11 protein-coding genes are annotated in these 11,701 nt (G+C 42.4%); 7 read left to right on the top strand and 4 right to left on the bottom strand.

What is annotated here, in order from left to right:
• The first annotated feature begins 2 nt into the window (after positions 1–2).
• Positions 3–3,125 (top strand): efflux RND transporter permease subunit, encoded by a 3,123-nt coding sequence (locus VHA01S_RS07825; protein WP_023403821.1) that lies wholly within the window; start codon positions 3–5, stop codon positions 3,123–3,125.
• A 91-nt stretch (positions 3,126–3,216) separates the two neighbouring features.
• On the opposite strand, the gene ulaG is transcribed toward VHA01S_RS07825, so the two are convergent.
• Positions 3,217–4,284: an L-ascorbate 6-phosphate lactonase gene (ulaG, locus tag VHA01S_RS07820; RefSeq protein WP_023403820.1), complete on the bottom strand. Its 1,068-nt coding sequence runs from the start codon at positions 4,282–4,284 to the stop codon at positions 3,217–3,219.
• A 137-nt stretch (positions 4,285–4,421) separates the two neighbouring features.
• A complete protein-coding gene (gene ulaR, locus VHA01S_RS07815) occupies positions 4,422–5,177 on the bottom strand; it encodes an HTH-type transcriptional regulator UlaR (protein WP_023403819.1) in 756 nt (251 codons plus the stop codon).
• A 359-nt stretch (positions 5,178–5,536) separates the two neighbouring features.
• Between ulaR and VHA01S_RS07810 the strand changes: the two genes are divergently transcribed.
• From VHA01S_RS07810 to VHA01S_RS07785, 6 genes are all read left to right on the top strand, one after another.
• Positions 5,537–7,330, top strand: coding sequence for a PTS ascorbate-specific subunit IIBC (locus VHA01S_RS07810; RefSeq protein WP_023403818.1), 1,794 nt, complete (start codon positions 5,537–5,539; stop codon positions 7,328–7,330).
• 74 nt (positions 7,331–7,404) lie between these two features.
• Positions 7,405–7,878, top strand: a complete 474-nt coding sequence (locus VHA01S_RS07805) for a PTS sugar transporter subunit IIA (RefSeq protein WP_039970422.1) — start codon at positions 7,405–7,407, stop codon at positions 7,876–7,878.
• 33 nt (positions 7,879–7,911) lie between these two features.
• On the top strand, positions 7,912–8,610 hold the full coding sequence (locus tag VHA01S_RS07800) for an L-ribulose-5-phosphate 4-epimerase (RefSeq protein ID WP_039970439.1): 699 nt from the start codon (positions 7,912–7,914) through the stop codon (positions 8,608–8,610).
• Positions 8,611–8,647: 37 nt separating this feature from the next.
• Positions 8,648–9,469, top strand: a complete 822-nt coding sequence (locus VHA01S_RS07795) for a Cof-type HAD-IIB family hydrolase (protein ID WP_023403815.1) — start codon at positions 8,648–8,650, stop codon at positions 9,467–9,469.
• Between the two features lie 3 nt (positions 9,470–9,472).
• Positions 9,473–10,120, top strand: a complete 648-nt coding sequence (locus tag VHA01S_RS07790) for a 3-keto-L-gulonate-6-phosphate decarboxylase UlaD (RefSeq protein ID WP_023403814.1) — start codon at positions 9,473–9,475, stop codon at positions 10,118–10,120.
• Positions 10,121–10,128: 8 nt separating this feature from the next.
• Positions 10,129–11,043, top strand: coding sequence for an L-ribulose-5-phosphate 3-epimerase (locus VHA01S_RS07785; RefSeq protein ID WP_023403813.1), 915 nt, complete (start codon positions 10,129–10,131; stop codon positions 11,041–11,043).
• Positions 11,044–11,083: 40 nt separating this feature from the next.
• Here the strand turns inward: VHA01S_RS07785 and VHA01S_RS07780 are convergent, their stop codons facing one another.
• Entirely contained in the window at positions 11,084–11,476 is a 393-nt protein-coding gene (locus VHA01S_RS07780; protein WP_023403812.1) for a hypothetical protein, read from the bottom strand.
• Positions 11,476–11,700, bottom strand: a complete 225-nt coding sequence (gene yidD, locus VHA01S_RS07775) for a membrane protein insertion efficiency factor YidD (protein WP_023403811.1) — start codon at positions 11,698–11,700, stop codon at positions 11,476–11,478. The genes VHA01S_RS07780 and yidD overlap by 1 nt, the downstream gene beginning before the upstream one ends.
• Between the last annotated feature and the right edge of the window lies 1 nt (position 11,701).

The following is an 11,701-nucleotide window of genomic DNA, read 5'->3' as shown; positions in this document are numbered from 1 at the left end:
CCATGTCTCTTTCTAGATTTTTTATTCAAAGGCCTATTTTTGCTTGGGTAATTGCCATTGTCATTATGCTCACGGGTATCATTTCAATTTTCACATTACCGGTTGCACAATACCCAAGTATTGCGCCACCAGCGGTGAAAATTTCTGCCTCCTACCCTGGCGCATCCGCTAAAGCGATTGAAGATAGTGTGACGCAAGTTATTGAGCAAAGTATGACTGGTCTTGATAACTTGCTGTATATGTCATCCACCAGTGACTCTGCTGGTAACGCTAGCATTACCCTGACCTTTAGCGCCGATACCGACCCTGACACCGCTCAGGTACAAGTGCAAAACAGTTTACAACAAGCGACCAACCGCTTGCCAACTGCGGTGCAAAACCAAGGTACAAAAGTAACAAAGAGTACTTCTGGCTTTATGTCAGTAACCAACCTTTACTCTCCTGATGGCAGTATGAGTGCGGCGGATATTCAAGACTACGCCAATACCAGCCTCAAAGATGTGCTTAGTCGTGTAAGTGGCGTGGGCAGCGTAACAGTATTTGGGCCTTCTTACGCCATGCGTATCTGGCTTGATCCTGCCAAACTAAATAGCTATAGCCTAACCCCAGTTGATATTTCTAGTGCGGTATCAGTACAAAACAGCCAAGTAACGGTAGGTCAACTCGGTGGTACGCCGACGGTTGATTCACAGCTAATCAATGCCACTATTACCGCTCAGAGCTTATTAACGACGGTTGACCAATTTAAAAATATCCTCATCAAAGTCGACGCTGATGGCTCCCAAATAAAACTGAAGGATGTAGCTCGTGTTGAACTTGCCAGTGAAGACTCATCGGTGATTCCTAGCTACCAAGGCAAGGAAGCTTCTGGTATTGCGATTACACTCGCAACAGGCGCAAACTCATTAGATACACAAGCGGCGGTCGATGCAAAACTAGCACAACTAGAAAAGGGCTTCCCTGAAGGCTTAGCGATGGTTAAGTCAATGGACAGCAACTCGTTTATCCGTCTGTCGATTAGTGAAGTAGTAAAAACGCTATTTGAAGCGGTAGGTCTTGTATTTTTGGTCATGCTACTGTTCTTACAAAACCTTCGCGCAACCTTAATCCCAACCATTGCAGTACCAGTCGTGCTACTTGGCACCTTTGCTATCATGTCTGCACTTGGCTTCTCTATCAATACCTTAACCATGTTTGGGTTAGTGCTCGCCATCGGCTTGCTGGTTGATGATGCCATCGTTGTAGTAGAAAACGTTGAACGAATCATACATGAAGAGAACTTATCACCATTAGAAGCCACCAAAAAGTCGATGGATCAGATCACCAGTGCTCTGATTGGTATCACTATGGTGCTGTCGGTAGTATTCATCCCAATGGCCTTTATGTCTGGCTCAACTGGGGTAATTTATAAGCAGTTCTCCTTAACCATAGTGTCAGCAATGGTGCTTTCGGTCATCGTGGCGCTGGTCTTAACCCCAGTACTTTGTGCAACGCTACTTAAACCAACCAAAAGTGAGTCAAAACTCAAATTCTTTGGCGCTTTCAACCGCTTCTATGACAAGTTGTCATCGAAGTACCGTGGTTCAATTCATCATGTACTGTTGCGCCCTGCCCGCTTTATTTTGATATACATCGCTTTAGTCGGTGGTATGGCGTACATGTACCACTCTTTACCTAGCTCTTTCTTGCCCAATGAAGACCAAGGTGACTTTGTTGTAATGGTGCAAGCCCCAACAGGTACAACGCTAGCACAAACCCAAAAAGTGATGTTAGACGTTAAAGATTACCTTGAGCAAGAAGAAGCAAACACCGTAAGTCATGTATTTACCGTGGCAGGATTTAACTTCTCAGGTAAAGGTCAAAACGCAGGTATGGGGATCATTAGCCTTAAAGATTGGAGTGAAAGGACCACTCCTGATACCAGTCTTGATGCTGTGCTACAGCGATTTATGGGGCACTTTTCTGGATATAAACACGCAAAAGTATTTGCCTTTGGCAGTCCAGCCATCAGGGAGTTAGGTCAATCAACTGGTTTTGACTTTTACCTAGAAAACGTCGGCTCTTTAAGTCACAACGAATTGATTGCCATGCGTAATCAATTATTAGGTAAAATGGGGCAAAGTCCTATCTTGCAAAATATCCGACCAAACGGATTAGAAGATACAGCGCAACTGTTCTTAGATATTGATTACGAGAAAGCAAAAGTGCTGGGTATTTCTATTGCCGATATTAATCAATCGCTATCTATTGCGTGGGCTTCCTCTTATGTAAATGACTTTATAGACCGCGGTCGCTCGAAAAAAGTGTACATTCAAGCTGACGCTCAATATCGCATGACTCCAGAAGATCTTGATTTATGGTTTGTGCGTAATAACCAAGGCGAAATGGTGCCAATTTCAGCCTTTAGTACGACCCATTGGGGACAAGGCTCACCACAGTTAACTCGTTACAACGGTAATTCTGCCATCGAAATCTTAGGTGAAGCCGCTCCTGGTTACAGCTCAGGAGAAGCAATGGATGAAATTGAACACCTTGCAGCGGAACTGTCAGACCAAGTTCAAGTAAGCTGGACAGGCATGTCATACCAAGAGAAAGAAGCGGGTAATCAGGCACCTATCTTATATGGCATCTCTATCTTAATGGTATTCCTATGTTTGGCGGCGCTTTATGAAAGTTGGACAATCCCGATTGCGATTATTCTTATCGTGCCATTGGGCATACTTGGCGCACTGTGTGCCATTACCTTACGTGGCCTTGAGAATGACGTTTACTTCCAAGTAGGGGTATTGACCACCATAGGTTTGACCGCTAAAAATGCCATCTTAATCGTAGAATTTGCCAAAGAATTGTATGAAAAAGGCGTTAACTTGCTAGATGCCACAGTACAAGCCTGTGAAATGCGATTGCGCCCAATCATCATGACCTCGCTGGCATTTGGCTTAGGGGTATTGCCACTTGCGATCAGTACCGGCGCTGGGGCCAATGCGCGAAATGCTATCGGCACCTCGGTAATGGGTGGCGTAATGGCGGCAACCTTATTGGTTATCTATTTTGCACCACTGTTCTTTGTCTTAATTCTTAGAATGATAAGATCAATTAAAGCAAAACAAATAGAAGCGAAATAGTACAAATAGAGTGAGTGTTATGCTCACTCTATTTACTAGACAAAATAAAAGGAGCCTAGGCTCCTTTTATTTTTACTTGTTGTTTGTATTTCTATAAAAATGCGCGGTATGGCAATTCTGGGTCATTTTTAAATATATCAGCAAAGCCTCTAAAGTGTTGGTAATGCATACGCCCTTTATCTGTTGGATATGTATAGCGACCACCTACCTGCCAGAAGAAAGGTGCAAAGCCGTATTGTAGACGCTCTTTTTTCATATTCCATAGCATCTCAATTTCACGCGGATCATTTTGGAAGTTTGCCCAAATATCATGATGGAATGGCACAACAACTTCACAATTTAAAGACTCAGCCGCACGCAAAATATCAGAAGAGGTCATTTTATCTGTTACCCCTCTTGGGTTTTCACCGTAAGAAAGTAACGCCACATCAATTTTATAATCGTTACCATGCTTCGCGTAATAGTTAGAGTAATGAGAGTCACCAGAGTGATAAACAGAGCCACCGGTGGTTTCAACTAAGTAGTTCACGGCGCGATCATCCATACCATCAAGAATGCTCTTATCTAAAGACGATGTTCCTTCTGGAAGCGTCACTAACGCCGTACGATCAAACGCATCTAATACTTTAATTGTGACGTCTTTAATCTTAATTTCGTCGCCAACACGCGCAATAACGCAGCGATCTTCTGGCACTCCCCACTTCATCCATAAATCAACACACGCTTTAGGACCGATGAATTTAACGTGATCTTCGCAGTTTTGTAAAACAGCCGCCGCGACATTAATATCAATATGATCGCCATGATCATGAGAGGCCATCACCGCATCAATCTCTTTAATCGCAAACGGGTCTAGAGGGAAAATAGCCGTACGCAAGTTAGGTTGCAGTGCTTCAACACCGCCCATACGCATCATTTGATGCTGATTTTTCATTTTTTGTACTTGTTGAGTCTTTTTACCCGTACCACACCAAAAATCCATTGATAGGTTTGCGCCGCCTTCAGATTTTAGCCAGATACCGGTACACCCTAACCACCACATAGAGAAAGTATTTGGTTGCACAACCGTTTGCTCAATCTCTTCATTCAACCAAGTGCCCCATTCTGGGAATGTATTTAGAATCCATGACTCGCGAGTAATTTCATTTACGTTGCTCATATATTATACCTTCTATTTCTTGATTTTTATTTTATGTAGGGTGTAAGGTGCTAGGTGTCTCAATTAGAAATTAAGACACTTTGCTTATTTAATAATATTTATGTATTACGTTATTTAAAATTCAATATTAAAGCTGATTAAACTAAAATAACTTTTGTACCTTGTTTTTCAATTGCTCGAATAACATCAGGATCAGCATTTTTACCCGTCACAATGATGTCTATCTGTGTGACTGAACAAAATAACATTCCTGTCCTTTGGCCTATTTTAGAGCTGTCGACGACAACGACTAATTTATCAATTTGTTGCAACATCTGCTGTTCAGCAACCGCTGTCAACATATCAGCTTTATACAAGCCAGCTTCCGTCAATCCCTTACCAGAAGTAAACATCCAGTTACCCGCATAACCACTTAATGAGTTAGGCGCAGGATTTAGAAAGATCCCTTTTGCTTTGTTATATTGACCACCTAAAACAATCACATCGTCATGATCTTCGTTGATTAAGTAACTCGCCAAAGGAAAGTAATTGGTTACAATTTGTACGTCATCGCTACACAATTGCTGACCAAGTAAGAAAGCCGTAGAACCACAGTTCACAACCACACTATCACCGGGTTGGCATAACGCCGCAGCTGCTTTCGCGATCAATGCTTTCTCTTCATAAAACTCAGTGCTGTTGATATTTAAAGGTGACCATTTGCTTTTGAAACTCTCAATACGCTCAGCGCCATTACGCACTTTCTTTAGCTTGCCTATCTCATCCAGCTTTGAAATATCTCGCCTTGCTGTAGCAGGAGAAACATTAAAGTTATCAATGATATTGGAAACACTGATTGTCTGCTTATCTTCCAATAGCGACAAAATCCCATTGTGTCTTTGAACTTCATTCATCTTAAACGCTCGATTCATCTCAATGATGATTTGATGACTCCCTTTGATTATTTATGATTCTAATAATCATGGCGGTGATTGTCAATCCTCTTGAAAATAGATCTCAATTAGAAGGTAAAAAACGAGCCACAAATCACACTTTATTGCTAAGTTATTGATTTTATTGAATTTAACTGTATTCCAGTGATCGTAATCTCGTTTATGACGTTTGCTATGGGCATAAATTGATGCATATCAAAGTAATCACAATCGAGCATTGCATGATTACTTTTGATTGTTAAAGTCTAGTTCGTGAGCAAAAAAATACTAACTAAATCCTACAAACCATAAAAACAACAAATATTATTAGGGGTAAAGATATGGAGTTCATTTACGATATTTTCTATATTTTTTACAGTCAGGTCATGACCAAAGCACCATTATTGCTTGGGTTAGTGACTTGTCTGGGATATATACTTCTCAAACGGGATGCAACAACTGTTATCTCGGGTTCAATAAAAACCATTGTCGGCTTCATGATTGTACAAGTGGGTGCCGGCACACTGGTTGCAGGTTTTAAACCCGTCATTGCGAAGATGAGTGAAATTCACGGCCTTACAGGTTCAGTGATAGACCCGTATACAACCATGATGGCAACCATGGAAACCATGGGGGATAACTACTCTTGGGTTGGATACGCCGTATTAATGGCGTTAGGACTCAATATCCTTCTGGTTGCATTTCGTCGTATAACCGGTATTCGAACTATCATGCTAACGGGACACATCATGTTCCAGCAAGCGGGTTTGATTGCGGTATTTTACTTCGTACTTGGCACTAGCATGTGGGAAACCATCGTATATTCCGCTATTTTAATGGCGCTATATTGGGGTATCTCTGCAAATATCATGTTTAAACCTACCCAAGAAGTCACTGGCGGGGCCGGTTTCTCCATTGGTCACCAACAGCAGTTTGCATCGTGGATTGCGGTGAAAGTTGCACCTAAACTTGGCGACAAAAATGACAGCGTTGATCATATAAAACTGCCGAAATGGCTGCATATTTTCCACGACAGCATCGCCGCAACTACCCTTGTAATGACGGGCTTCTTCGGCATTATCCTTCTTTCTTTTGGCCTTGATAACCTGCAAGACATGGCAGGCAATACACATTGGCTAATCTACATTTTTGAAACCGGTCTTAAGTTCGCCGTTGCTATCCAAGTTATTGTTACTGGCGTACGTATGTTTGTTGCTGAGCTTTCTGAAGCCTTCAACGGTATTTCACAAAGACTTATCCCAAATGCGGTACTTGCGATTGATTGTGCGGCGATTTATGCCTACTCACCAAATGCAATGGTATTCGGTTTCATGTGGGGCGCTGTAGGTCAGTTTACTGCTGTACTCGCAATGCTTGCCTTTGATGCACCAATCATGATTATCCCAGGCTTCATCCCAATGTTCTTCTCCAACGCCACCATAGGTGTGTTCGCAAACCACTTCGGCGGTTGGAAAGCGGTAATGAAGATCTGTTTTGTGATGGGTATTATCGAAGTCGTCGGTTCGGCTTGGGCAATCCATATCTTTGCACAATCAGGTACTGAGTTTAATGGCTGGATGGGCATGGCCGATTGGGCATTAGTCTTCCCTCCTCTAATGCAAGGTCTGTCAGCTTCAGGTCTATTCTTCTTCCTTATTGTGGCTCTTGCTGGTGTCTACATGTACTTTGCTTCAAAACAGCTGCGCGCTGAAGAAGACGCTGAAATGGAAACTCAAACCATGACAGCAGTTACCCCTGAAGGCATTGAAGTTGAGCTACCTGTTCAACAGGCAGCAACAGCGACACAAGCATCAAGCGTAAGCACTGAAAACCAAACACCGGTTCGCATCTTAGTCTGCTGCGGTTCAGGCCAAGGCTCGTCAATGATGTGTTCCAAGAAAATCAAAGAGTATTTAGATAAGCAAGGCGTTCCAAGCACCACCTTTAATAGCGCTATTACTGATTATAAATCTCACCTTTCTTCATTCGACATCATTGTCACCTCTGTCGCTCTAGCTGAAAAAATCACTGGGCTACCAGAAGGCAAACAACAACTTGCAGTGAAGAATATGATTATGGTGAAAACCTTTGGTGATGAACTGATTTCATTAATCAAAAATAATTTTCATAAGTAGTCATTCTAAATAACAACCGCTCAGTGGGATTCACCCACTGAGCTATAACAATAAATCAAAAGATGGGTAAGACTATGAACTTAAAAGAATCTCTAATCCACAACCACTCTATCCTACTCAATGCAAAAGCTAATGATTGGAAGCAAGCCATTAAATTGGGCACAGATGTTTTAGTTAAAGCCAATGTTGTCGAAGAGCGTTATTACGATGCCATTGTCAGCGCCGTCGCCGAAGAAGGCCCTTACATCTGCATTCATGATGCTTTTGCTCTATCCCACTCTCGCCCTGAAGATGGCGTAATAAAAACTGGCTTTGCATTAACCGTCTTAGAAACCCCAGTATTTTTTGATGGTGTTGATGAGCCTGTTGATGTGCTAGTCACTTTGGCTGGTAAAGATTCCGAGGAGCATATTGAAGGCACCATGCAAATCGCAAACCTGATTGAATTTGACGAAGACTTCTCTTTACTTCGAGCTTGTAAAACAACCGACGAAGTCATTCAGTTAATTGATGCTGCACTTGCCGCAGTGGAAGACGAAGCCGCTTAAGGAGATAACATGCCAGAATGTAATACACCTTCTGTGTACCAAAACCTAAAACAGCGCGTTCTTAAAGCCAATCTACAACTGCCAAAGTATGGCTTGGTGACTTTTACTTGGGGCAACGTTTCTGAAATTGACCGCGAACTGGGCGTGATTGCGATTAAGCCATCGGGAGTGGAATACGATGATATGACGATCAATCACATTGTAGTGGTCGATCTAAATGGCGCAATCATTGAAGGAGAATTAAACCCTTCTAGCGACACTGCAACGCATATAGAAATCTATAAAGCTTTTCCCAACGTTGGCGGCGTTGTGCACACGCATTCACGCAGTGCGACAATTTGGGCGCAAGCAGGCATAGATATTCCGGCGCTTGGTACCACTCATGCTGACTATTTTTACGGTGATATTCCCTGTACTCGTCGTTTATCCAACACTGAAATCGCTCAGGAATATGAAAGAAATACTGGCCTTGTCATCGTTGAAGAGTTTTCTCAACGCCGCATTGATCCTATGACTGTCCCTAGTGCCATTGTTGCTGGGCATGCACCATTTTCTTGGGGTAAAAACGCCAATGATGCCGTGCACAATGCGGTAGTGCTAGAGGAAATATCAGCCATGGCGCTTGCCACCAGAGCGCTCAATAGTGGTATCAAACTGCAACCTGAACTGTCCGATAAACATTATTTACGTAAGCATGGCGAAAATGCTTATTACGGACAGGAGAGGCATTAACCAATAAGGGTTAACGCCATGTATGAGAGCAAATTTTATGTATAAAGTGTTAGCGTTAGATCTTGATGGTACAGTGCTGACCGATAAGCACACCATCCACCCTAAAGTAAAACAAGCTATTGCGGATATAAAGCGCGATTATCATGTGGTCATAGTGACAGGTCGACATCATACTGCCGCCAGACCTTACTACTACGAATTGGGGTTGGATACTCCAATCATCTGCTGCAATGGCACCTATATTTATGACTATCACAATGAAGCCATATTGCAGCAAAATGCCATCAGCCACTTCAATGCATTAACGTTTATTGATTTAGCTGAGCGGTTTCAACTGAAAATGGTCATGTACATCACCGATGCCATGACCTATTCCAACTACAACCCATTTGAATATATGTTGGCATTGGAAAGTTGGGCAGAAACCGCCCCCGAAGCGCATCGCCCCAATATTTATCGAGTTGACTCATTTATTGAAACAGCCAATAAAACCCAATATATCTGGAAATTTGTCGTCGAGGGCGATCAGCAATCCATTGATATCCTCATGCAACACTCATGGATAAAAGCCAACTTTAATGGTGAGCGTTCATGGGCAAATCGAATTGATTTTTCAGCTACAGGAAACAATAAAGGCCTACGTCTAGCCGAGTATGTCGAGCGATTAGGTTATCAAGCCTCACAAGTCATCGCAGTCGGTGACAATCACAATGATATCTCCATGCTCGAATACGCAGGATTAGGCGTTGCCATGCAAAATGCTGACGATCTCGTCAAATCTTACGCACAGACAGTGTGCCCTACAGACAACAATTGCGATGGTTTAGCCCATCTACTACGTGAACAATTAAAAGGATAACCCATGACTAAACCAATGATTCAAATCGCCCTAGATCAAACCAGCCTAGCCGCAGCTATAGAGGTAGCCAATAACGTTGAAAGCTTTGTCGATGTAATTGAAGTTGGAACGATTCTCGCTTTTGCTGAAGGGATGACTGCAGTATCCACACTACGTAAAAATCACCCTAATCATATTCTGGTCTGTGATATGAAAACAACCGATGGCGGAGCGATTTTAGCGCAGATGGCCTTTGAAGCTGGCGCAGACTGGATCACCGTTTCCGCAGCAGCTCATATCGCGACAATTGATGCATGTAAAAAAGTGGCCGATAAATTTGACGGTGAAATCCAAATTGAAATTTATGGAAACTGGACCATGCAAGATGCGCAATCTTGGGTTGATTTAGGTATTTCACAAGCCATTTATCATCGCTCTAGAGATGCTGAGCTTGCGGGTGTCGGTTGGACCGAAGAAGACTTAGTCAAAATGCGCGCCCTGTCGGAGTTAGGTATCGAGCTATCAATTACTGGCGGCATAGTCCCAGAAGACTTGTACTTATTTGAAGGCATCAAAGCCAAAACCTTTATCGCAGGACGAGCCCTTGCCGGTGACAAAGGCAAGCAAACAGCAGAGGCGTTAAAAGCACAAATTAATCGCTACTGGAATTAGGTGTCGATATGTATACAAACTTATCACGTCATCGTGTAGGGCTATATGAAAAAGCACTGCCTAATACTATGGGTTGGGAAGAAAAGCTCATCACAACCAAACAACTCGCATTTGATTTTTTAGAGATTTCGATTGATGAATCCGATGAACGTCGTAGTCGACTTGATTGGACTGATGAGGAGATCTACACGCTAAGAAGGCTTTGTGAAAAACACCAGATTCCTCTGCAATCTATGTGTTTAAGTGCTCACAGAAAATTCCCGTTTGGCTCTGCTGATCCAAAGATTAGAGAGCAAGCGGTAATCCACATGCAAAAAGCCATTACCTTGGCTTATAAGTTGGGTATTCGGACCATTCAGCTTGCCGGTTACGATGTCTATTATGAGCCTGCGAATCAAGAGACTCATCAGCGTTTTATTGAAGGCATGAAGCTTTGTGCTCAACTTGCTGAGCGGGCAGGGGTCATGTTGGCTATAGAGATCATGGATACTGACTATCTAAACTCTTTGAGTAAGTTTGAAGTGTTAAATAGAGAAATCAATTCACCATACTTTACCGCCTACCCAGATGTAGGCAACATTTCTGGCTGGAACTATGATATTGTCACTGAGCTAAAATTAAGTAAACCTCATATCACCCAGATTCACTTAAAAGATACGTATAAAGTCACCTCTGACTACCAAGGACAGTTCAGAGATCTCGTTATTGGTGAGGGTGAAGTTAACTTTAACGCGATTTTTAACACCCTCAAAGAAACCGAATGTTACGTGCCATTAGTGATAGAAATGTGGGCGCATGATGACAACTGGAGAAAAAATATCCTTACTGCTCAGCAGCGTTTAAATGAGGCTTGTAGCCATGCTCAATTGCCTTTGTTATTTGAACTCAATTCAGATGCTTGCCTAAAAGCTATCTTTCATTAAATACGAGCTAAGGCAATTTATGCACTTGCACAAATTGCCTTTACTTTCCTGGCTGCAAATCAGCGTAAATTTGATAGGACACTTGATAGTTATAGTTTCTGGCGATTCTTTGCGAAAAAAACAGCTGCGGCAGCTCAAACAAAAACAAAGCGATAAAAAACCAAACACCCCAACTATCTCCAAGTATAGACCCCACTAGCGCCCAAATAGACCCCAGTAATTCAGCAACAAAAAGCCAATACCTTTTTAAGTAGCAATGATGAATACCAAATAGGAAAAACCAATTTAAACAGGCATAGGTATCAGGATCTTTAAGCTGTTTAGATTGTTGCTGAAAATAAGATTTCCGACGGCTATCAGACAGTTGAGCAACCAGTAAACGCAGTTGCTCTTCTTTATGCTCAACCTTCTCCAATGAATCATAAAAACGCATCAAGGTACCTTATCTACGATTTTTTCAACTAAATCAGGTTGGCTACAGCGTTTAATCCGAGCCAAACCTAACTGCCAACCCTTTCGAGCCCCATACTTTTGAATACATTGCTTAGTATATTCAGAGCAGGTCGGTTCAAAATTGCACTCAGTATTAAAATATCGCCGAGAGCCACCGCCTGCTTGATAACGCTTAATCAATGCTAAAGAGACAATCTTAAGCAAG

It is taken from the genome of Vibrio halioticoli NBRC 102217 (assembly GCF_000496695.1).
Taxonomy (GTDB): Bacteria; Pseudomonadota; Gammaproteobacteria; order Enterobacterales; family Vibrionaceae; genus Vibrio; species Vibrio halioticoli.
Note: the sequence above shows the minus strand (reverse complement) of the source record. Positions and strands in the feature narration are given on the sequence as shown.